The following is a 20,699-nucleotide window of genomic DNA, read 5'->3' as shown; positions in this document are numbered from 1 at the left end:
CGGGTCGATGAGAGCCGACCGGATCACCGAAGCGTGCGCGCCCCTGACCGACACCGGGACCCGGAGGGAGACCGACCATGGCTGACGAGAACGAGCCCACCGCCGCGGGCGACGAGAGCAGGCCCGAGCTGGCGGAGGAGGACGCCACCGTCAACGACGACGAGACCCCCGGCCTGCCGCCCGAGGGGGAGCCCGCCACCGGTCCCAGCCCCGGCGACTCGGCACTGGACGCCCCCTACGACCCGGGCGGCCGCCCCGAGGACGAGGGAATCCCCGACCTGCAGAACGGCATGCCCGAGCAGGAGTGGATGAACGACCCGCAGCAGATGCCCGTCCCCGGCGAGCGCCCGGTGGCCGCCGAGGAGTGGGGCACCACCTACTCCGAGCAGCTGGAGGGCAAGCCCCTGGGCGACCGGCTGGCCGAGGAGGAACCCGACGTGGGGGAGACCTCCAGGGCCTCCGGCCCCCCGGAGGACGAGACCGGCCAGCTCAGCGACGACCCGCTGGGCGACCGGCCCGCCAACCAGGACGTGTTCTCCCACGAGTCCGCGGCCGAGGGCCTGGCCCCGGAGGAGTCGGCCGTCCACACCGTCGAGGAGGACCGTGACATCGGCCAGCTCAGGGGCGAGGACGACGCCGACCAGTTCGGCCCGCCCGAGGGCGTGGGCGAGGTCGGCCCCTCCGGCGAGGGCGAGGGGACCGGCGTACGCCCCGAGCGTGGAGGGAACCGCAGGTCATGAGCGCATCCCCCGCCGACAACGAGTCGTACTGGCTGGCGACCGCCCCCGTCACCCCCGAGGTCACCCACCCGCCTCTGGAGCCCGGCAGCGAGACCGACACCGATGTCGTGGTGGTCGGCGGGGGCATCGCGGGCCTGTGCACCGCCTGGGAGCTCACCCGCGCCGGCCGCCGGGTCACCGTGGTGGAGGCCGACCGGATCGCCGCCGGGGTCACGGGCCACACCACCGCCAAGGTCAGCTCCCTGCACGGCATGATCTACGACGAGCTGCGCGGCAAACACGGTGCCGACGGCGCCCGGATGTACGCGCTCTCCCAGCAGGACGCGATCGGGCACCTGGCCGCGACCGCCGCCGAGCTGGGCGTGGACTGCGAGCTGGAGCGCGTGCCCGCCTACACCTGGGCCGAGTCCGAGGAGACGGCCGAGAAGCTGCGGGCCGAGGCCGAGGCCGCAGCCGAGGCCGGCCTGCCCGCCGCCTACGTCACCGAGACAGGGCTCCCGTTCCCCGTCCGGGGCGCGGTGCGCGTGGCCGACCAGGCGCAGTTCCACCCGCGCAAGTACCTGATGGCGCTCGCCGGGGACCTGGTGCGGCGCGGCGGGCGGATCGCCGAGCGCACCCGCGTGGTGGGCCTGGAGGAGGGCGAGCCGTGCAGGGTGACCGCCGAGAACGGCGCCACGGTCACCGCGAACGCCGTCGTCGTCGCCACCCACTACCCCGTCTTCGACCGGGCGCTGCTGTTCTCCCGGCTGGAGCCGCACCGCGAACTGGTCGTCGCCGCCTCGATCCCCGCCGCACAGGACCCGGCCGGGATGTACCTCACCCCCGAGAACGACACCCGCTCGGTGCGCACCGCGCCCTACGGGGAGGGACAGCGGCTGCTCATCGTCACCGGCGAGAAGTTCCTGCCGGGGACGGCCGACGTCACCGAGCGCTTCGAGAGGCTGGAGGCCTGGACGCGCGAGCGCTTCCCCGACGCCCGGGTCGTCCACCGCTGGGCCACCCAGGACAACAGCTCCACCGACCGGGTGCCGTACATCGGGCCCTTCCACCCCGGCGCGCGCCACACCTACGTCGCCACCGGCTTCGGCGGCTGGGGGATGGCGAGCGGGGTGCTGGCGGGCCGGCTGCTCGCCCGGTACGTCACCGGCGAGGACCTGCCGGCCTGGGCGAAGCTGTACGACCCCCGGCGGCTGCCCGGCTTCCGCGAGGCGCCCTCGCTGCTGGGCCTGCAGGCCACCGTCGCCAAGCACTTCGTCGGCGACCGGCTGCGCCCCTCGCACGCCGACTCCGTCGACGAGATCGCCCCGGGCGGCGGCGCGGTCGTACGGATCGGCGGGAGCCGCTGCGCCGTCCACCGCGACGCCGACGGGCGGCTGCACGCCGTCTCGGCCCGCTGCACGCACCTGGGCTGCCTGGTCCACTTCAACGACGCGGAACTGGCCTGGGAGTGCCCCTGCCACGGCTCGCGCTTCGCCCCCGACGGCTCGGTGATCCAGGGCCCGGCGACCCACCCGCTGGAGCGGCGCGACATCGAGTGACACCGCCTCCCGTGCGTTCCGGTGCCGCGGCGCCGCGGCACCGGAACGCACGGGAGGCGAGGCGGTGGCGTACGGGATCAGATGCGCACGCCGTTGGCGCGCAGATAGGCCAGCGGGTCGATGTCGGAGCCGTAGCCGGGGCCGGTGCGGATCTCGAAGTGCAGGTGGGGGCCGGTGCTGTTGCCGGTGGAACCCGAACGCCCGATCCGCTGGCCCGCGTTGACCTGCTGGCCGGAGCGCACGGAGATCGCCGACAGATGGGCGTACTGGCTGTAGCGGCCGTCGGAGTGCCGGATGACCACCTGGTAGCCGTACGCGCCGCCCCAGCCGGCCGAGACGACCTGGCCGCGGCTGACGGACTGCACCGAGGTGCCCGTGGAGACGGGGAAGTCGACGCCGGTGTGGTAGCCGCTGGACCAGCCGCTGCCCGACTGGCGGTACGCGGTGGTGGGGGAGACGCCGCTGACGGGGGAGGCGTAGCCGGGCGAGGCCTGTGCCTTGGAACTCTTGCGCTCGGCCCGCTGGGGCTCGGCCTGCGCCCGGATCTTCTCCTGGGGCCTGGCCTCCTCCTTGGGTTTGGCCTTCTCCCGGGCCTTCTCCTGGGGCTTCGCCTGCTCCTTCGGCTTCTCCCGGACCTCGGGCCCGGTCTGCTCCTTCGGTCTCTCCTGCTCCTTCTGCTTCTCCTCGGCCTTCGGCGCGCTCTTCTGCCGGGGCACGGTGGCGCTTCGGCCGGGGGCGTCGTCCTGCTGCGTCCGGGCCGCGCCGCCCTGCTGGAGACTGAGCCGCTGCCCGGGGAAGATCAGGTCCGGGTCACCGCCCACGACCGTGCGGTTGCGCTCGTACAGCGCCTGCCAGCCGCCGTGCACATCGTGCTCGTCGGCGATCCCGGAGAGTGTGTCACCGCCGGCCACCACATACGTCCGGCCGCTGTCGGAGGGCTTGTCGCCGGGCTTCCCGCCCGGCTTCGCGGTCTCGGCGGGGGCGGCGGACGGCCTGGTCCCGGTCTCCGCCTGCGTCTGGGTGCGGGGCTGGTTGCCCTCCGGCCCGGAGGCGGTCTCGGCGGTGGTGCCGGAGCCCTGGTGCTCCCAGGTCAGACCGGCCCGGGCCGAGCACACCGGCCAGGCGGCCGGGCCCTGCTCGTCGAGCACCCGCTCGGCGACGGCTATCTGCTCTTCCCTGGTGGCGAGATCGGCGCGCGAGGTGTAGGCGGTACCGCCGAATTCCTGCCAGGTGCTCTGCTTGAACTGTAATCCGCCGTGGAAACCGTTTCCGGAGTTGATATTCCAGTTCCCGCTGCTCTCGCACGCGGCGACCTTGTTCCAGATCTCCTCGGGCGCGGCGTGGGCGGCGGTGGCCCCGATCAGCGGGATGGCGATTCCGGCCCCTCCCGCGGTGACGGTCAGCGACGCGCGGGAAACCGCGTTGGGCTTGTATCGGCGATGACGCCCTCTTCCGGCCACAGCCGGTCCCTCCCCTACGCCGTATCCGGCGGTCCGTCAGTTGAGCTCTCACGCAATTCCGTTGGCGAGCGCGCCAAAGATAGACGCGCTTTCCGTACGACGGCAAGAGCCCGCCTCCGGCGCCCGACGGCGCCCGTCGTGAAAACTCCTGACGGGGCACATCGCGGCACATCGCGGTACAACGCGGCGCGGGGACCGCGCACAACGGCGCGGAAACAGCGCGCAGCGGTATGAAAGCGGCGCGGAAACGGCACGGAAACGGAAACGGAATCACACCTGCGCCGCGGCGAGCACCTCGTCGGCGGCCTTCCGGTCGAGGGAGACGCGGACCAGCCCCGCGGCCAGCCGCGGCAGCTCCTCACCGGGCACCAGCCGCGCCAGCTCCCGCGAAGAGGCGGGCAGCCCCAGCCGTCCCGCGCCCTCGCGCGTCCTGCGGTCGAGGTACGGGGCGAACTCCGGCCAGACGCCCTGCGCCTCGCGCAGGAAGATGTCCGCCCCGGTCGGCCCGATGCCGGGGAAGCGCTGGAGCCGCTCGCTCACCCCGCTCTCCTCGCGCAGCCCGCGCAGGTCCCCCCGGTAGCGCTGGAGGAGCAGCTCCGCGCCGTCGCCGAGCTGGGTGGCCGTCCGCTCGTCGTAACGCCGGTAGCCGCCCGCGCCCAGCGCGTCCACCCGCCGCTGCCAGGCCGACTCGGCCATGCTCCGCACGTCGCCCAGCCCGGCGTCGAACAGGGCGCGGGCCGCCGACACCGCGGTCTCCGCCCGGATGCGGGCGCTCAGCAGCAGCGAGAGCACCAGCAGCCGGTACAGCGGCACGGGGGTGTTCCGCAGCCGGATGCCGGCCTCCTGCGCGTACGTGCGCCCGTGGAGCTCCAGCAGCGCACGCACCACGGCGGCGTCCCGCTCGCGCGGTCCCGTGCGCCGGTCCGTGCCCGCGTTCCTCGTCCCGTCCGGCTCGTTCATAAGCGCATCACCCCAGCAGTCCGCTCATCGTCTCGGCGGCGTGGACGGCCGCGTCGCCGCAGCAGTTGTTGAACAGGACGTGCACCCGGTCGCTCCGCTCCGCCAGCGCCCGTATCCGCGGAACCCACTCGGCGAGCTCCTCCACGGTGTACCGGTGCCGGTAGGAGTCCTCCTTGGAGCCGGTGCCCCAGTGAGGGCTGCGGCCGTGGAAGCGGACCACCGACAGCTCCGGCGCGGTCGCCGCGGCGACCGGTGGCACGGAGGCGGACAGGCCCTGCGCGGTGTCCACCGCGACCAGCGCCGCGCTGTGGCGCTTGGCCAGGTCGGCCGTGTCCGCGGAGTGCTCGGGCGCGTACCAGCGCGGGTCGCGGAACTCCACCGCCGTGTGCCGGCCCAGCGCGCCCGCGCGTGCCAGACACCGTTCCACGAACGCCTCCGCCTCGGGGCCCGGCCGCAGCGACGGCGGGAACTGCATCAGCACCGCGCCCAGCCGCCCGGCCGCGCGCAGCGGCTCCAGCGCGTCGGCGAAGCGCCGCCACACCTCCTCCACGGCCGCCGGGCCCAGCGCTCCGGGCCGTACCCGGGCGCCCGCGGGGGCACCGGCCGGGCGCAGCTCCGCCGGGAGCGAGCCGACCCGTGTGGAGTGGCCGGTGAGCAGGGAGAACGCCTTGACGTCGAAGACGAACCCGTCGGGGGTGCGCTCGGCCCACAGCCGGCTGTTGCGCGTGCTGGGCAGCCCGTAGTACGTCGAGTCCACCTCGACCAGGCCGAAGCGCCCGGCGTAGTACCGCAGCCGTCCCTCCGCCCCCTCGGCCGACGGGGGGTACCACCCGCTGCCGACCAGCGCGGGATCCGTCCACGAGCAGGTGCCGACCAGAATGTTTCCCATGGTCGCCGGGTACCCGCGCCGCGTCGGCGAGATCCGCCGTCAGGAAGCACTCGGGGCGCTCGGGGCGCCCGGGGCGCGCGGGATACCCGGAGCGCTCCCGTGTCCCGGTGGTCCCGGGCCCCACGGAGAGGAGCCAGACCATGTCCGGTGAGGACGAGGGTACGGACAGGGAGCGGCGCGCCCGTGAGATCGCCGAGGAGGCCGAGCGGACGCGGAACCCGGGCAACGCCACGTACGGCCCGGGCGAGGAACTGCCCCGCAGCGGCGAGGACATGGGCACGGGCGAGGACCACTGGGAGCCCGGCAGCGAGGAGGAACCGGGCGCGTCCCCGCTGGGCAAGGGCGATGTGCACGCCGTGGCCGCCGATGACATGGAGCAGCCCGAGATCGCCGCGGGGCCGACCCCGGGGATGCAGCCGGGCGAGACCGTGGAGCGCGGCCCCTGGACCCCGCCGGTGGAGGTGGACCCGCCGGCGGGCCGCAACCTGCCCCGTGACGCGGCGGGGGAGCGGGACGCCGTCCGCGGGCAGGAGGAGGAAGGCGGCCTCTGAGCGCCCTCACGGGTGCGGCCCGCCGCCCGGCGGGCCGCACCGTTCAGCCGCCCTCGGGGCGTTCGCCCTTGGGGCCGCGGCCGCGCTCGGTGCGCGGCCCGGAGGAGCGCCGGCGAGGGTCCTGCTGCAGCGACTCGTTGGCCTCCTCGTTGGCATGCCGGTCGGGTACGCCGCTGCGCTCCGCCTCCTTGCGGCGCCGTGCGCGCTGCTTGTCGTAGTCCTTGCTTCCGGGTTCGGGCATGTCCATCACCTCGCCGCACGCGGGTGCCCGCTGCTCCCGGAGCCGAAACGGCCCCCGTCCCGCCGGCGGGGCGGGACGGGGGCGCCGGGTCACTTGTTGACGCAGACGTTCCCGGAGGAGGAGTTCAGCGCGCCGAGGACGGTCAGCTGGTTGCCGCAGACGTTGAGGTCGAAGTCCATCGGGAACTGGACCACGTTGCCGCTGAGGACGCCGGGGGATCCGAAGGCCACTGCCCCGGCGTAGGCGTCGTGGCCTCCGCCGTAACCGCCTCCGTGGTGGTCGTTCCCGCCCTTCCCGTACCCGTCCCCGTGGCCGCCCTTGTGGTGCTCCTTCTTCCCGTGGCCCTTGCCGTGGCCCTTGTCGTGGTCCTTCTTGTGGCCCTTGCCGTAGCTCTTGTCGTGGTCCTTCTTGTGACCCTTCTTGTGGCCCTTGCCGTGGTCCTTCTTCCGGTCCTTCTTGTGACCGTCGCCGGGGTGGCCCTGGTGGTGGCCGCCCTTGTGACCGCCGTGGTGGTCTCCGCAGGCAGACGCGGCTCCCGCGCCGCCGAGAACCAGGGCGCAGGCGGCCGCGGCGATCGCGGCGGTCTTGGCGATACGGATCATCGCCGTTCTCCTTTCGGGATTCTTCGAACCGTGGTCGATCCGGGCTGTGAATGGGTTGTCCGGTCCGGAGGCGGCCCAACAGGAATGATGCGCAGGACCACCCGGAGGGCCCAGCGGGATCACCGTTCCGGTTCCCTCCTGTGGGCCGTACCGCCGCGAGCGGATGCCGTACCCGCCCGGTTCTGATCCGGGCGGTCACACGCTCGGCGCAACACCCGCGCGTCACCTCCGGGGGAGGCATACGCGTCTGTCATGGTTTGCTCCGATTTGAACGGTATCGATCGGAGAAGGTCCATGCGTGTTTCCCTGGGGCTCACCAGCCGAGGAGTGCTGTGCGCACTGGCAGCCGCGGCCCTGGCGATGGCACTGCCGCCGACCGCGGCCGCGCCCGCGCCCGGCGAGGCGCCGCGCATCCCGTTCGGGGAGCGGTACCGCGCCACGCAGCACGGCGGCATCGTCCGCGCCGCCAACTCCGCGGCCACCTGCCTCACCCCCGCGGCCACCGGTGCGCCGCCGTGCGCGCAGGCCCGGGAGGGGACGGCGAAGGGGAACAACGGCGACTACGAGATGACCTACGTCGACGTCGACGACGACCCCAACACCTACAACTCCAGCAGCGCGGAGCTGCGCCTGCCCACCGGGGCACGCGTCACCTACGCCCGGCTGTACTGGGGCGGCAACCTCCGGGTCGGCGAGCAGAAGCCCCCCGAGGACAACGGACGGGTGCTGATCGCCGAACCGCGCGGCCGGTACAAGGAGGTCCTCGCCGACACCGTCATCGGCCACCGCCGCACCGGCGTCATGGACGGGTACACCGCCTCGGCCGACGTCACCGGCCTGGTCGCGCGGTCCGGCGGCGGCTCCTACACCGTCGCCCAGCTCAACGTCGCCGCGGGCCGCTCGCCCGCCGGCGCCTGGGGCGGCTGGACGCTGGTGGCCGCCTACGCCCACCCCAAGGAGCCGCTGCGCCACCTGGTGCTCATGGACGGCTACGAGGCCATGACCCCCTCCAGGGGGGTCCTCGACATCACCGCCGAGGCCCTGCCGGTGCCGCCCGGGGCGTCCGGCGCCGCCGGCGTGGTGGCCTACGACGGCGACCGCGGCCGGGGCGGGGAGACGCTGACGGTGGGCACCGGGACCGCGCCCGCCCACCGGGTGCGCGACGCGGCCAACCCCGCCGGCGACCCCATGAACTCCACGATCACCGACCACGGCCGCCCGGCGCCCCGCCGCCTGCCCGCGTACCCCGACACGCTGGGCTACGACTCCGACGTCCACGGCATCACCCCCGCGCTGGCGCGCGGCGGCGACTCGCTGACGTTCCGCTTCACCACCCGCGACGAGGGCTACCAGCTCGGGGCGCTCTTCCTGCAGGTCGACGCGCGCCGCTGAGGGCCGTGCGCCCGGCGCCCTCGGCTCGACGTCAGAACGGTTCGGTGGATGGGGAGTTCACGCGTGTTCCAGAAAGACCGGGAAGCGGTTCCCATGACGGTGCTGCACCTGTCCCAGCCCGTGGACGGCGGAGTGGCCAGGGTCGTCACCGACCTGGTCCGCGCCCAGACCGCCGCGGGAACGCGCGCCGTGGTGGCCTGCCCGCCCGGCGGCGCGCTGGGCCGGGACGCCGCCGCGGCCGGCGCGGAGGTGGCCGACTGGCCCGCGCGGCGCGAGCCGGGGCCGGGCCTGTACGGCGAGGCCGTACGGGCCGCCCGGCTGGTGCGGCGCATCGGCCCCGACCTGGTGCACACGCACAGCGCCAAGGCCGGGCTGGCTCTGCGGCTCGCCCTGCGGGGCCGCGTTCCCACCGTCCACCAGCCGCACGCCTGGTCCTTCGACGCCGTGGGCGGGGCGACCGCCCGGCTGGCCCTGTACTGGGAGCGGCTGGCGGCCCGCTGGGCGGACCGCGTGCTGTGCGTGGCCGGCGACGAGCTGCGGCACGGCGAGGCGTCGGGGGTGCGCGCCCGCTGGGCGGTGGTCCACAACGGCGTGGACACCCGCCGCTTCAGCCCCGCGGACGAAGCCGCCCGCGCCCGCGCGCGCACCACCCTGCCCGCGCTGGCCGGGGTGCCGCCGCACGCTCCCCTGGCCGTCTGCGTCGGCCGGCTGTGCCGGCAGAAGGGGCAGGACGTGCTGCTGCGGGCCTGGCCCGAGGTCGCCGCCCGCGTCCCCGGCGCCCGGCTGGTCCTGGTCGGCGACGGCCCCTGGCGCCGGGAACTGGCCGGGGCGGCGCCCGCAGGGGTGCTGTTCGCCGGTGCGGCACAGGACACGGCGGCCTGGTACGCGGCGGCCGACGCGGTGGTGCTGCCCTCCCGCTGGGAGGGGATGGCCCTGGTCCCGCTGGAGGCGATGGCCTGCGGCCGCCCGGTGGTGGCGACCGCGGTGACCGGCGCGGCCGAGAGCCTCCCGCCGGGCCGCGCCGCCGACTTCCTGGTCCCGCCTGAGGACCCCCGCGCCCTGGCCCGCGCGCTGGCCGCGCTGCTGGCCGACCCCCCGCTCCGGCACGACCTGGGGCTGCTGGCCGCCGAGCACGTCCGGGCCTTCCACGACGTACGGCACACGGCCGAGCGGGTCGCGCGGCTGTACGCCGAGGTGCTGGCCGAGCGGTCCGCCGCCGCGCCCGCCCGCCGACGGACCCGCCCGCCGGCCCCCGCCGCGGCCGGCCCCCTTCCCCGGCCGGCCGCCGAACCCCCCTCCCACCCCCATCCCCACCCCGATACCAGGGAGCACACCAGGCGATGACCACGGACAACACCGGGACATCCAACCCGAGCCGGGTCCTGCCCCTGCCGGAGCCCAAGGCCCGCACCGCGGCGGCCCACGTCGGACCGCCGCGCGGGCCGGCGCACCGGCCGCTGCCGGAGAGCCTGCGCGGGAACCCGTACCGGCGCCGCGCCGCCGCCCTCCTCGCCGCCGCCGACTGCCTCGCGGCGGCCGCGGCCGTGACCACCGTGACCGTCGTGACCGCGGCGCCCGGAACGGGCGGAGGCGGGGGTGTGCTCGCGGCCGTGGTGCTGTGCGCCGTCCTGCTGGCCGTCCTGGTGCCGCTCAACGCCCGCGCCGGCCTCTACCGCGCCGCCCTGGCGCCGACCGTGCTCGGTGAGCTGCCCGCTCTGCTCGGCCGTACGGCCGCCGCCTGGTGCGCGGCCGTCGCGCTGTCGGCCACGGCCTGGGAGGGGAGGGACCCGGGCTGGACGGCTCTGGCGGCCGCGGTGGCCGCCCACACGGCCCTTGCCTGCGCCGCCCGCGGCACCGTCCACCTGGCGTGCCGCCGGGCCGGGCGCCGCAGGCCGCGCTCCGCCCTGGTGGTCGGCGCCGGAGAGGCGGGGCGGCGGATCACCGCCGCCCTGTACGAGCACCCCGAGTACGGGATGCGCCCGGTCGGGGTGGTCGAGCCGGGCGGGGCACCTGCCGACGCGGCACTGGCCGAGGGCGTCTCGGTACCGGTGCTCACCGGACGTGAGGACATCGTCCGCGCCGCCATCCAGAACGCCGTGCGCGACGCGGTGTTCACCCGCGACCCCGGAGCGGATCCGGAGGCCGCGGCACTCGTGCCGCTCTTCACGGACCTGGACTGCACCGTGTGGGTGGTCGGCGCGGCCGGCCCGGTCGCGCACCCTGCCGCCGCCCCCCGCGCCCGCGGCGCCGGCCGCCCGGCCGACCACCTGTGGGGCTTCCCCTGCCACCGCCTGGATCCGCGGCCCCGGCACCACCGGGCCGGACTGCGCGGCAAGCGGGCCCTGGACGTCACGGTCGCCGCCGTGGCGCTGGTGGCCGCCGCGCCGGTGCTGCTGGCCTGCGCGCTCGCCGTCCGGATCGCCGACGGGCCCGGGGTGATCTTCCGTCAGGAGCGGATCGGGCTGGGCGGCCGCCCGTTCACCGTCCTGAAGTTCCGCACCCTGCGCCCCCGGGACGAGCACGAGTCGGCGACGCGCTGGAACGTCGCCGACGACCGCCGGATGAGCACGGTCGGCCATGTGCTGCGCCGCACCTCGCTCGACGAGCTGCCCCAGCTGTGGAACGTACTGCGCGGCGACATGAGCCTGGTCGGGCCGCGGCCCGAACGCCCCTACTTCGTCCAGCGGTTCAGCCGGCTCCACCCCGGCTACGCGGCCCGCCACCGGATGCCCGCCGGGATCACCGGGCTGGCCCAGGTGCACGGCCTGCGCGGCGACACCTCCATCGAGGACCGGGCGCGGTTCGACAACCACTACATCGAGACCTGGTCGCTGTGGCAGGACGTCTCGATCCTGCTGCGCACCGCGGGCTCCGTCCTCCGGCTCGGGGGCAGCTGAGGTGACGACGGCCACCACGGTCGATGCGGCCACCGCGGCCACCGCGGCCGACGTGCGGCCCGGTACGGCCGTACAGCCCACCGAGCCCACGGCTCCCACGGCCCGCACGACCTCCGGCACGACTTCCGGGAAGGCCCCGGCCCCCGGGCCCCGCAGGACCCGCCTGCCGGCGGCGGTGGCCTCCCACCGGCCGGTGCTGCCCGCGCTCGCCACCGTCCTGCTGGTGTGCGTGCCCGCACACCGCGCGCCCGGCGGGGGCGGCGCGGGCGCCACCCTCGCCGACGCCGCCTCGGGCGTCCTGGTCGTGTGCTGCGCCGTGTGGGCGCTGCGCACCCGCGCGCGCCCGCTGGACACCACGGCCGCCGCCGTGCTGGCGGCCCCTGCCGCCGGGCTGGCGCTGGCCGCCGTCACGGCCCAGGACCCCGCGGCCGGCCTCACCGGTTTCGTCCGCCTGCTCCAGGTGTTCGTCCTGGTGCCGGCCGCCCTGGTGCTCGCGCTGCGCTCGCGGCGGCACGCCCGGCTGGTCGCCGCCTCGCTGGTGGCGGTCGCCGTGGTGCAGGGCGCGGTCGGCGTCCACCAGTACCTCACCGGCACAGGCGCCTCCTACCGGGGCGAGGACGTCCGGGCGGTGGGCACCTTCGGCCCGCTGGACGTCATGGGGATGGCCTCCGCCGTCTCCTGCGGCGTCGTCGTCGCCCTTGCGGCGGGGCTCGCCCCGCCCGCCGGAGCCCCCCGGTGGCTGCGGCCCGCGGCGCTGGGCACCGCCGCCGCGCTCCTGGTGCCGCTGGTCCTCTCCTTCAGCCGGGGGGCGTGGATCTCCACCGCCGCCGCCTGCACGGCGGTGCTGCTCCTGGCGGGCCTGCGGACGGCCCTGCGCACCCTGGCGGCCCTGCTGGCCGCCGGGGTGGTCCTGGTCGGCGGGTTCGGCGTGGGCGGCGACCTCGTCGCCGAGCGCGCCGCCAGCATCACCGAGGTCGCCGGGGAGCCCGACCGGTCCGTGACGGACCGCTACACCATGTGGGCCGCCGCCGTGGGGATCTGGCGCGAGAACCCGCTGACCGGGGTGGGCCCGAAGGGCTTCGCCGAACACCGCGACTCCCACGCCTCCCTGGCGCTGTCCTCGGCGAGCGACACCGCCGGGGCAGGCCAGGACTTCCACCGCCAGCCCCTGCTGTCCCCGCACAACATGTACCTGCTCCTCCTGGCCGAGCAGGGGCTGGCCGGCGCCACCGCCGTCGCAGGCGGGTGGGCGGCGCTGCTGGTGCTGGGCGTGCGGCGCCTGCGGCGGGCACGGACGGCGGGCCGGGGCACCGACTGCGGTCTGGCCGCGACCGGCCTGCTCGTCCTGGTCTGCGTCGACTTCCTCTACGCCGACATCGGAGGCCCCTCCACGGTGCTGACCGCCGTGGCGCTCGGCCTGGCCGCCTGGTGGGCGCTGGCGCCCGCGGCGGCGGCCGGCGGCGCGGCCGCCGGCCGCGCACAGGGCGCGAAGGGGGCGGGCGTACGGTGAGCACCGCGACCGGCGCGCCGACCGCGCCCCCGCCGCCCTCCGGCCCCTCCGCGCCCCCGGCGGCCCCCGCTTCCGGCTCCGGCTCCGCGCCGGGCGGGCGGTTCGTCGCCCGGGCGGCCGCGGCGACCGCCGTCCTGACCGCCGCCGGCTCCTTCTTCGGCCTGGTGCGGGACCAGACCATCGCCCACCTCTTCGGCGCGGGCAGCGACACGGACGCCTTCCTGGTGTCCTGGACCATCCCCGAGTTCGCCTCGACGATCCTCATCGAGGACGCCATGGCGCTGGTGCTGGTCCCGGCGTTCAGCCTCGCGCTGTCGCGCCGGGCCGCGTCCCGCACGGCCGGGAAGCCGGGCTCCGGCACCCTCGCGGAGGACCCGGCGGGCAACGCCGCCGACCCGGTGCGCGCGCTGCTGGCGGCCACGCTTCCCCGGCTGCTCCTGGCACTGGCGTGCGCCGCCGCGGCCGTGGCGCTGCTGGCGCCGCTGCTGGTGGGCGCACTCGCGCCCGGCCTGGCCGACCCCGGCCTGGCGGTGGACTGCACCCGGCTGACGGCCGTCACCGTGCTGGGCTTCGGAACCGCCGGGTACTTCAGCGCGGCCCTGCGCGCCCACCGCAGCTTCGTGCCCCCGGCGGCGATCTACTGCGCGTACAACATCGCCATCGTCGCGGTGGTGCTGGGCCTGCACGCCCGGTGGGGGGTGCGCGCCGCCGCGTTCGGGGTGGCCGCGGGCAGCCTGGCGATGGTCCTGGTCCAGCTTCCGGCGTTCTGGCGGCGCCTGCCCGTCCGCACCGTCCGTGCGCGCCGTGCGGTCCGGGGGCGCCGTACCGCCCGCGCCCCGCGCGCCGCGGCGCTGGTGGGCTGGGGCCTGGTGGCCCCGGTGGCCGTCTTCGCCCTCTCCCGCCAGTCGCAGGTGCTCGTCGAGCGCTTCCTGGCCTCCGGACTGCCGCCCGGCGCGATCTCGCACCTGAACTACGCGCAGAAGATCGCCCAACTCCCCATGACGTTCTCCCTGCTGCTGTGCACGGTCACCTTTCCCCTGGTCGCCCGGGCCATGGCCGACGGCCGGACCGAGCGGGCCCGGCGGCGTGTGGAGCGCGATCTGGTGCTGGCCGCGACGGTGGTGCTGCTGGGAGCCGCGTACGTGATCGCCTACGCCCCCCAGATCGTCCAGCTCCTCTTCGAGCGGGGCGCCTTCGACGCCGGGGACACCGCCGCCACCGCCTCGGTCATGCGCGTCTACGCCACCGGGCTGCTCGGCCACTGCCTGGCCGGCGCCCTGGTGCGGCCGTTCTTCGCCGCCGCCCGGCCCGTCTGGTACCCGGCCGGCGCGATGGCCGTCGGCCTGCTGCTCACCGTCGCGGCCGGCGCCCTGGCCGCCCCCCGCTGGGGCGTCCACGGCATCGCCGCGGCCAACGCCGCCGGGATCACCACCACCGCGCTGCTGCTCCTGTGCGGTCTGCGCACCCGCGTCCTGCCCGTCCGGGTGCGCGCGGTGGCGGCCGGCCTGGGCCGGCTCGCCCTGGCCGCGGCGGCGGCCACCGCGGCCGGCCTCGCCGCCGCACCGCTCCTGCCCTCCCCGCTCCCCACCGCCCTGGCCGGGGCGCTGGTCGTCCCGGCCGCCTTCACCGCCGCGGCGCTCGCCGTCCGGGCGCCCGAAGTACCACAGCTCCTGACCGCCGTCACACGAAGGTTCCGCCATGTCCGCTGATCCGGCCCGCACACCCGCCCCCGCCCCCTCCGCGGCGCCCACCGCCTCGCTGCCGCGGCTGCGGCCGGTGCGTCCCTGGGTGCTGATGTACCACTCGGTGGCCGAGCACACCGAGGACCCCTACAACGTCACCGTCTCGCCGGGCCGCCTGGACCGCCAGCTGCGCTGGCTGCGGCGGCGCGGTCTGCGCGGCGTGGGGGTGGGCGAGCTGCTGCGGGCGAGATCGGCCGGGCGGGGCGCCGGACTGGTGGGCCTGACCTTCGACGACGGGTACGCCGACTTCATCGGGGAGGCCGTGCCCCTGCTGCGCCGCCACGGCTGCACCGCGACCGTGTTCGTCCTGCCCGGCCGGCTCGGCGGCGACAACGAGTGGGACCCGCTGGGCCCCCGCAAGCCGCTGCTGACCGAGGCGGGCATCCGCGCCGCGGTCGGCGCCGGCATGGAGGTCGGCTCCCACGGACTGCTCCACCTCGACCTGACGGCGGCCGACGACGAGACCCTGCGCCGGGAGACCGAGGGCAGCCGCCTGGTGCTGGAGGAGATCACCGGGCGCCGGGTGGAGGGCTTCTGCTACCCCTACGGCACGGTCGACCACCGGGCGGTGCGGGCGGTGCGCGCGGCGGGCTACGCGTACGCCTGCGCCATCGACCCCGGCCCGCTGACCGGCCTCCACGCCCTGCCCCGCGTCCACATCGGCGAGGAGGACACCTCACCGCGGCTGTACGCCAAGAGGCTGCTGCACCCCCTGCGGCGCCGGGCCCTGCCCAGCGGCCCCACCGCGCCCGCGGCCGGATCCCTCACCGGGGCCGGACGGTGAAGGGGGCGTCCGCGGAAGTCCGTTCACCCGGGAGGCGGACCCGGAACCGCAACGTGGGAGAGGAGGACCGATGAGGGTGCTGCACATCATCACCGGCCTCGGCGCGGGTGGCGCCGAGCAGCAACTGCGGCTGCTGCTGCGCCATCTGCCGCTGTGCTGCGACGTCGTCACCCTGACCAACCCCGGCGCGGTCGCCGACGGCATCGAGGCAGACGGCACCGCCGTCACCCATCTGGGGATGCGCGGCAACCGGGACCTGTCCGCTCTGCCTAGGCTGGTGGACACGGTCCGCGCCGGGCGCTACGACATCGTCCACACCCATCTGTACCGGGCCTGCGTCTACGGGCGGATCGCGGCGCGGCTGGCCGGGACGCGGACCGTGATCGCCACCGAGCACTCCCTGGGCGAGCGGCGGATCGAGGGCCGCCCGCTCACCCAGGGCGCCCGCGCCCTGTACCTGGCGACCGAGCGCATGGGCACCGCGACCGTCGCGGTCTCCACCACCGTCGCCTCCCGGCTGCGCCGCTGGGGTGTGCCCGGCTCCCGCATCCGGGTCATCCCCAACGGCATCGACGCCGCCCGGTTCCGCTTCGACCCCGTGGTGCGCGCGTCGGTGCGCACCCGGCTGGGACTGCCCGCGCACGCCCTGGTGGTCGGCGGGGTCGGACGGCTGGTGCCCGGCAAGCGCTTCGACATCGCGGTGCGGGCCGTCGCCCAACTGCCCGGTGCCCACCTGGTCCTGGCCGGGGACGGGCCGGAGCGCGGCAGGCTGCGCGAACTGGCCGCCGGGCTCGGCATCGCCGACCGCGTACGGCTGCTGGGGGAGTGCGGGGGAGCGGTGGGGGGCGATCCGGGTGCGGGCGAGGACCGCCCGGACATCCCCGGGCTGCTCAGCGCCATGGACGTGTTCGTCTCCCCGTCGGCCGAGGAGGCCTTCGGGCTGGCCGTGCTGGAGGCGCTGGCGGCCGGGCTGCCCGTGCTCCACGTGACCTGCCCGGCCATCGACGAGCTGCCCCGCTCCCACGCCCCCGGGGCGCACCGCGTCGAACCGGGGGTCGCGAGCCTGGTGGCGGCGCTGCGCGAGCCGTCGTCGGTGCCGCCCGGCAGGCGCCGTGCCCCGGTGTGCGAGGCGGTGCGCCGCTACGACGTGGCCCGCGGTGCCGACCGGCTCATGGCCCTGTACGAGGAACTCCACGACCGCGCCCCCGCGCGCCCGGCCGCGGGCACTGCCGCACGTATCGCCGCACGTACCGCCGTCCGCGCCCCCGCGGGCACCGCGGCGCCCGAACCGCTCCTGTCCGTCCCGACCACCCCGACGACGAAGAGGTAGCCCGCCTTGACCGAGCCGCGCACGACCGAACCCCCCGCGCCCCCGCGCCGCACCGGCCCGCTCGCCCGCCTCTCGCCACCGTGGCGGACGTCCGACCTGCCCGCCTGGTGGCCGCTGGCCCTGGGAGTCCTGCTGGGACTGGTCGGCGGAGCGGCGTACGGCCTGCTCGCCACGCCCCGCTACACCGCGACCAGTTACGTGGTCGTGGTCCCCGGTGCCGGGGCGGACTCGGCTACCGCCCTCGGCTTCGCCCAGGCGTACGGCCGCGTCGCCACCGACAGCGCCGTCCTCGCCGAGGCGAGGACGGCGGCGAGGATGCCGGTGGACGAGCTGCGGACCGCCGTACGGTCGGCCACATCCCCGGACGCGCCCATGGTGGAGATCACCGGAACCGCCTCCAGCCCCGGCCGCGCCGCCGCCGTCTCCAACGCGGTGGCCAACGCCCTGACCAGAACGGGGAACCAGGCCGCGAACAGCACGGGGGTCCAGCTGTCGCTGTTCGCCCCGGCGTTCGACCCCACCGAGCCCGCCTCTCCCTCGCTGCCGCTCTCCGTCGCGGTGGGCGTCTGCGCGGGCGGGCTCGTGGGCGGCCTCGCGCTCCTGGCCGCTCCCCGGGGCCGCCGCGGCCCGGCCCGCGCCGGCGTACCGGCCGCCGCCGAGGCCGTGGACCGGAGCGCCCGTGCCGGGCTGCCGGCACCGGCCGCCGGCGCGCCCTCCACCGCGAAACCCTCCGCTGTGAGACCTTCCCCCGCGAAACCCTCCGCCTCGGCGTCCTCCGCCTCGGCGTCCTCCACCGCGGAGCCCGCGCCTCCCGCCCAGGCCGCGCCCGCGGCCGACTCCGGAGTCCCCGCACCCGCCGTCAAGGCCGCGGCCAAGGCGGCCGCCGCGGCGGTGGCGTCCGTCTCCGCGGCCCCCGGCAAGGACACCGCCGGGGACAGGGCGCCGGAGGAGCGGCGCAGGCTGGGCCGGCGGTCCGCCCGGTGACCCGCCGCACACCCCGTACACCGCCCCGGCCGGCGGGTGCACCGGCCGGGGCGCGGTGAGCGCGGTCCGCGCCCCGGCGCCCGGCAACCCGGGGCCCGGCGGCCCGGGATACGGCCGCCTAGGGCCTACGCGCCCAGGAGAAGGTGACGCACAGCCGCCGGTCGCCGAACCAGCCGCCCAGCCAGTCGCCCAGATCCACGCAGAACTCCGGCCGGTCCCGGCCGGGGCGCGAGGCGCCGGGCGTCATCCTCGCCCGGAAGACCGCGGAGGACTTCGGGTTCTCCTCACACCGCCACACGCCGTGCGGGCAGTAGTCGCTGATGGTGTGGTAAAGCGGTTTCCGCTCGTCGATCCAGTCCAGCATGCGGCGCATGTACTCGGCGTTGTCGCCCCTGCGGAACAGTCCCCATTCGGGGTAGGAGATCTGTTTTCCGCGTGCGGCGGCGAAATCCACCTGGTGCCGCAGTCCGTAGGGCTGGTTCACCTGGTCGTCGAACGTCTCGCCCGGCGGCTGGTCGTAGGAGTCCATTCCGATGATGTCGACCACGTCGTCGCCCGGATAGCACTCGGTCCAGCCGATGGCGTCCTTTCCCCGGCTGGGCGCGAAATCGAAGCGGAACCGCTGCCCGTCCACCGACCGCATGGCGGTGACGATGCGCCTCCAGTACGCCTTCCACGCCTGCGGGTCGGGAGCGCAGCGGTGGGTGTAGGTGGTGCCGTTCATCTCCCAGCCCAGCACGATCACCGTGTCGGGCACCCCGGCGGAGACCAGATGCCGGGCCAGGGTGCGGAAGTGGTGGTCGAAGCGGCCCCGGGCGCCCTGGGCGAGCAGCTCGCGCACCTCGTGGTCGGGGACGCCGGCCTCGTTGCGCGCCTGCATCGGCACGTTGAGCACGAACAGCCGGTCGGGGTCGGCGCGCCGCCACTCGGCCCAGGGGCGCAGGAAGTGCGGGTCGCTCTCGATGCGCTCCCAGGTGTCGCCCGGCAGATAGGTGTGGCCCACCCGCAGGTCCGCGCCGCCGAGCCACTCCCGCAGCTCCGCGATCCGCCGCACCCCGTCCGAGCCCGACCCGAGGAAGGCGCCGACGGCGACGGGGGAGTCAGGCGGACGGGGCCCGGCGCGGTCGTCCCCGAAGGTGCCGGTGGCCACGGCGCCGCCCGCGACGAGCGCTCCGGCGACGACGGCCCCGGCGCACGCGGCCGTCAGTCTGCGGCGCCGGGCGGGCGCCGCGGGCTTCCGGTGCCGACCGGTTCCTCCCGGTCGGTGGTGTCGATGGGGCATCGTGCCTCCTTGCTGCGTCGCCAGAACGGCCTGCTCGTTCTCCCCGGCCCTGCGCGTCTTTTCCGAGACACTAATCGGAGAATCCCTCAAATGATCTGCAGGGCTGCTTTCTGATAACCCGTTCGCTTTTTTCGTCGCTCGCTCGGCCCAGCACCGGAAGGAATTCAGGGGCGCCGACGGGCGCCAAGGAGGCCGTACCCGGTAAGACCTTCGGCGGAACGCCGGAGAGGACCGGGGAGGGCCGCGGAACGCCGGAGAACACCAGAGAACGCCAGAGAACGCCAGAGAAAAACGCCAGGAAAAACCCCCGAGGAACACCGAGGACTGCGCACCATGTCGCCACCGCTCGACACCGAGGTACCCGTACTGCTGCTGAGACTCGACCGGAACCCCTTCCACCACGGCACCCTGGGGGCCATCAGGTCCCTGGGGCGCGCGGGTGTCGAGGTCCACGCCGTCGTCGAGTCGCCGCACTGCCCCATCGGCCGCTCCCGCTACCTGCGGCAGGGACACCACCTGCCGGCGGACGGAGTCCGCGGCACCCACCGGACGGGGGAGACGGTCGACGCCGGCGGCGCGTCGGACGACCGGCTGGAGCGGATGCTCCGTCAGATCTCCGACCGCATCGGACGGCCCGCCGTCCTGATCCCCATGGACGACATGGGCGCCATCGCCGCGGCCCGGCTCGCGGGCCGGCTCGCCGGGCGCTTCCTGCTGCCGGAGCAGCCGCCCGAACTGCCGCAGCAGGTGGCCGACAAGGCCCGGCTGGCGGCCATGTGCGGGGAACTGGGCATCCCGCACCCGCCGACCGTGAGCCCGCGCAGCGCCGGCGAGGCCGCCGCCGCGGCCCGGGAGCTGGGCCTGCCCCTGATCGCCAAGTGGAGCCGCCCCTGGCTGCTGCCCCAGGGCGGAACACTGCGCAGCACCACCGTGGTCACCACGGAGGACCAGGCGCGCGCCCTGTACCGGCGCAGCGGCGAGGCCGGCAGCCGGCTGCTGCTCCAGCGGCTCGTGCCCGGCGGCCGGGACACCGACTGGTTCCTCCACGGCTGCTTCACCGGCGGCGCGGTCCGCCTGGCGGGAGGGGCCGGGCGCAAGGAGCGCTCCTGGCCGGTGGGCGCCGGCCTCACGGCGATCGGCCGCTGGCTGCCGAACCCCGAAGTCGAGCGGGCGGCACGGCTGCTGGCCGAGCACCTGGACTACCGGGGCATCCTCGACCTGGACTTCCGCTTCGACTCCGCCACCGGCGCCTATCAGCTGCTGGACTTCAACCCCCGTCCCGGCGCGCAGTTCCGGCTGTTCACCGACCGCTCGGGGCTGGACGTCGTACGGGCCCTGCACCTGGACCTCACCGGCCGTACCGCCACTCCGGCCGACCCCGTACCGGGCCGTGTCTTCGTCGCGGAGAACTACGCCCTGCTGTCCTCGCTGGCGGCACTGCCCTCCGAGGGCCTGCCGCTCACCTCCGCCCGGCGCGGCCGCGGGTCCGCCGGGGGCGGCGAGGGGGGCGAGGGGGACGGGAGGAAGGAGCCGCGGGAGACGGAGACCGCCTGGTTCGCAGCGGACGACCCGGCGCCCTTCTTCGCCATGGCCGCGGCCTGGCTCGGGCAGGGCGGGCGCAAGGCCGCGGTGCGCCTGGGACTGCGTCTGCTGCGCCGGGGACGGCAGGCCGTCCGCGAGCCGGCACCGGAAGGCCCGGACGGCGGGAGCGGCCGGGCCGCCGGAACCCCGGCGCCCCTCGGCGCGCCCCGGACCCCGGCGGACCTGCGCACCACCGAACACCCGACGGCATGACAA

General features: G+C 76.1%; 18 protein-coding genes. 12 read left to right on the top strand and 6 right to left on the bottom strand.

Features of this window, described 5'->3' with window-relative positions; genetic code table 11:
- The first annotated feature begins 77 nt into the window (after positions 1–77).
- Positions 78–740 (top strand): hypothetical protein, encoded by a 663-nt coding sequence (locus BMY40_RS27925; RefSeq protein WP_177213887.1) that lies wholly within the window; start codon positions 78–80, stop codon positions 738–740.
- Positions 737–2,278 (top strand): FAD-dependent oxidoreductase, encoded by a 1,542-nt coding sequence (locus BMY40_RS05205; protein WP_093655970.1) that lies wholly within the window; start codon positions 737–739, stop codon positions 2,276–2,278. Before BMY40_RS27925 ends, BMY40_RS05205 begins: the two co-directional genes overlap by 4 nt.
- A 77-nt stretch (positions 2,279–2,355) precedes the next feature.
- Here BMY40_RS05205 and BMY40_RS05200 read toward each other — a convergent pair whose 3' ends face one another.
- The 3 genes from BMY40_RS05200 to BMY40_RS05190 all read right to left on the bottom strand — a co-directional run bounded on the left by BMY40_RS05200 (position 2,356) and on the right by BMY40_RS05190 (position 5,587).
- Positions 2,356–3,738: a transglycosylase family protein gene (locus tag BMY40_RS05200; RefSeq protein ID WP_093655968.1), complete on the bottom strand. Its 1,383-nt coding sequence runs from the start codon at positions 3,736–3,738 to the stop codon at positions 2,356–2,358.
- Positions 3,739–4,008: 270 nt separating this feature from the next.
- Positions 4,009–4,698, bottom strand: coding sequence for an HhH-GDP family DNA glycosylase (locus BMY40_RS05195; protein WP_245769873.1), 690 nt, complete (start codon positions 4,696–4,698; stop codon positions 4,009–4,011).
- A gap of 7 nt (positions 4,699–4,705) precedes the next feature.
- Positions 4,706–5,587 (bottom strand): DUF72 domain-containing protein, encoded by an 882-nt coding sequence (locus BMY40_RS05190; protein ID WP_093655966.1) that lies wholly within the window; start codon positions 5,585–5,587, stop codon positions 4,706–4,708.
- A gap of 140 nt (positions 5,588–5,727) precedes the next feature.
- Between BMY40_RS05190 and BMY40_RS05185 the strand changes: the two genes are divergently transcribed.
- Positions 5,728–6,138, top strand: coding sequence for a hypothetical protein (locus BMY40_RS05185; RefSeq protein ID WP_093655964.1), 411 nt, complete (start codon positions 5,728–5,730; stop codon positions 6,136–6,138).
- A 43-nt stretch (positions 6,139–6,181) separates the two neighbouring features.
- On the opposite strand, the gene BMY40_RS05180 is transcribed toward BMY40_RS05185, so the two are convergent.
- Together BMY40_RS05180 and BMY40_RS28420 are read right to left on the bottom strand one after the other, a co-directional pair.
- Entirely contained in the window at positions 6,182–6,379 is a 198-nt protein-coding gene (locus BMY40_RS05180; RefSeq protein WP_093656708.1) for a hypothetical protein, read from the bottom strand.
- Between the two features lie 89 nt (positions 6,380–6,468).
- Complete coding sequence (locus BMY40_RS28420; RefSeq protein ID WP_245769872.1) at positions 6,469–6,981, bottom strand: chaplin; 513 nt, start codon at positions 6,979–6,981, stop codon at positions 6,469–6,471.
- A 294-nt stretch (positions 6,982–7,275) separates the two neighbouring features.
- Here BMY40_RS28420 and BMY40_RS05170 point away from each other — a divergent pair, with 294 nt between their 5' ends.
- The 8 genes from BMY40_RS05170 (at position 7,276) to BMY40_RS05135 (ending at position 17,620) form a co-directional block, all read left to right on the top strand.
- Positions 7,276–8,373 carry a hypothetical protein gene (locus tag BMY40_RS05170; RefSeq protein ID WP_177213886.1) on the top strand — a complete coding sequence of 366 codons (1,098 nt, stop codon included), beginning with the start codon at positions 7,276–7,278 and terminating at the stop codon, positions 8,371–8,373.
- A 93-nt stretch (positions 8,374–8,466) separates the two neighbouring features.
- Entirely contained in the window at positions 8,467–9,717 is a 1,251-nt protein-coding gene (locus BMY40_RS05165) for a glycosyltransferase family 4 protein (RefSeq protein ID WP_093655960.1), read from the top strand.
- Entirely contained in the window at positions 9,714–11,270 is a 1,557-nt protein-coding gene (locus BMY40_RS05160) for an exopolysaccharide biosynthesis polyprenyl glycosylphosphotransferase (protein WP_093655958.1), read from the top strand. Before BMY40_RS05165 ends, BMY40_RS05160 begins: the two co-directional genes overlap by 4 nt.
- Positions 11,271–11,445: 175 nt before the next feature.
- Entirely contained in the window at positions 11,446–12,780 is a 1,335-nt protein-coding gene (locus BMY40_RS05155; protein WP_093656700.1) for an O-antigen ligase family protein, read from the top strand.
- Positions 12,777–14,489: a lipid II flippase MurJ gene (locus tag BMY40_RS05150; RefSeq protein ID WP_245769871.1), complete on the top strand. Its 1,713-nt coding sequence runs from the start codon at positions 12,777–12,779 to the stop codon at positions 14,487–14,489. Before BMY40_RS05155 ends, BMY40_RS05150 begins: the two co-directional genes overlap by 4 nt.
- Positions 14,479–15,306, top strand: coding sequence for a polysaccharide deacetylase family protein (locus BMY40_RS05145; protein ID WP_425443076.1), 828 nt, complete (start codon positions 14,479–14,481; stop codon positions 15,304–15,306). The genes BMY40_RS05150 and BMY40_RS05145 overlap by 11 nt, the downstream gene beginning before the upstream one ends.
- Before the next feature lie 70 nt (positions 15,307–15,376).
- Positions 15,377–16,636 (top strand): glycosyltransferase, encoded by a 1,260-nt coding sequence (locus tag BMY40_RS05140; protein ID WP_093655957.1) that lies wholly within the window; start codon positions 15,377–15,379, stop codon positions 16,634–16,636.
- A gap of 6 nt (positions 16,637–16,642) precedes the next feature.
- Positions 16,643–17,620 (top strand): YveK family protein, encoded by a 978-nt coding sequence (locus BMY40_RS05135; protein WP_093655955.1) that lies wholly within the window; start codon positions 16,643–16,645, stop codon positions 17,618–17,620.
- Between the two features lie 118 nt (positions 17,621–17,738).
- Here the strand turns inward: BMY40_RS05135 and BMY40_RS05130 are convergent, their stop codons facing one another.
- Complete coding sequence (locus BMY40_RS05130) at positions 17,739–18,902, bottom strand: glycoside hydrolase family 26 protein (protein ID WP_093655953.1); 1,164 nt, start codon at positions 18,900–18,902, stop codon at positions 17,739–17,741.
- Between the two features lie 333 nt (positions 18,903–19,235).
- On the opposite strand from BMY40_RS05130, the gene BMY40_RS05125 reads away from it, so the two are divergent.
- Positions 19,236–20,696, top strand: a complete 1,461-nt coding sequence (locus BMY40_RS05125) for a carboxylate--amine ligase (protein ID WP_177213884.1) — start codon at positions 19,236–19,238, stop codon at positions 20,694–20,696.
- Positions 20,697–20,699: the final 3 nt, after the last annotated feature.

This window comes from Streptomyces radiopugnans, from assembly GCF_900110735.1.
In the GTDB taxonomy this organism is placed as follows: domain Bacteria; phylum Actinomycetota; class Actinomycetes; order Streptomycetales; family Streptomycetaceae; genus Streptomyces; species Streptomyces radiopugnans.
This window is presented reverse-complemented; position numbering and strand designations above follow the sequence as displayed.

What these genes read in the sequence shown, in the direction of transcription:
- BMY40_RS05195 (WP_245769873.1), bottom strand. Translation starts at nt 4,698, where the DNA reads ATGAACGAGCCGGACGGGACGAGGAACGCGGGCACGGACCGGCGCACG.
- BMY40_RS05140 (WP_093655957.1), top strand. Translation starts at nt 15,377, where the DNA reads ATGAGGGTGCTGCACATCATCACCGGCCTCGGCGCGGGTGGCGCCGAG.
- BMY40_RS05185 (WP_093655964.1), top strand. Translation starts at nt 5,728, where the DNA reads ATGTCCGGTGAGGACGAGGGTACGGACAGGGAGCGGCGCGCCCGTGAG.
- BMY40_RS27925 (WP_177213887.1), top strand. Translation starts at nt 78, where the DNA reads ATGGCTGACGAGAACGAGCCCACCGCCGCGGGCGACGAGAGCAGGCCC.
- BMY40_RS05165 (WP_093655960.1), top strand. Translation starts at nt 8,467, where the DNA reads ATGACGGTGCTGCACCTGTCCCAGCCCGTGGACGGCGGAGTGGCCAGG.
- BMY40_RS05160 (WP_093655958.1), top strand. Translation starts at nt 9,714, where the DNA reads ATGACCACGGACAACACCGGGACATCCAACCCGAGCCGGGTCCTGCCC.
- BMY40_RS05125 (WP_177213884.1), top strand. Translation starts at nt 19,236, where the DNA reads ATGTCGCCACCGCTCGACACCGAGGTACCCGTACTGCTGCTGAGACTC.
- BMY40_RS05145 (WP_425443076.1), top strand. Translation starts at nt 14,479, where the DNA reads ATGTCCGCTGATCCGGCCCGCACACCCGCCCCCGCCCCCTCCGCGGCG.
- BMY40_RS05190 (WP_093655966.1), bottom strand. Translation starts at nt 5,587, where the DNA reads ATGGGAAACATTCTGGTCGGCACCTGCTCGTGGACGGATCCCGCGCTG.
- BMY40_RS05170 (WP_177213886.1), top strand. Translation starts at nt 7,276, where the DNA reads ATGCGTGTTTCCCTGGGGCTCACCAGCCGAGGAGTGCTGTGCGCACTG.
- BMY40_RS05205 (WP_093655970.1), top strand. Translation starts at nt 737, where the DNA reads ATGAGCGCATCCCCCGCCGACAACGAGTCGTACTGGCTGGCGACCGCC.
- BMY40_RS05180 (WP_093656708.1), bottom strand. Translation starts at nt 6,379, where the DNA reads ATGCCCGAACCCGGAAGCAAGGACTACGACAAGCAGCGCGCACGGCGC.
- BMY40_RS05130 (WP_093655953.1), bottom strand. Translation starts at nt 18,902, where the DNA reads ATGCCCCATCGACACCACCGACCGGGAGGAACCGGTCGGCACCGGAAG.
- BMY40_RS28420 (WP_245769872.1), bottom strand. Translation starts at nt 6,981, where the DNA reads ATGATCCGTATCGCCAAGACCGCCGCGATCGCCGCGGCCGCCTGCGCC.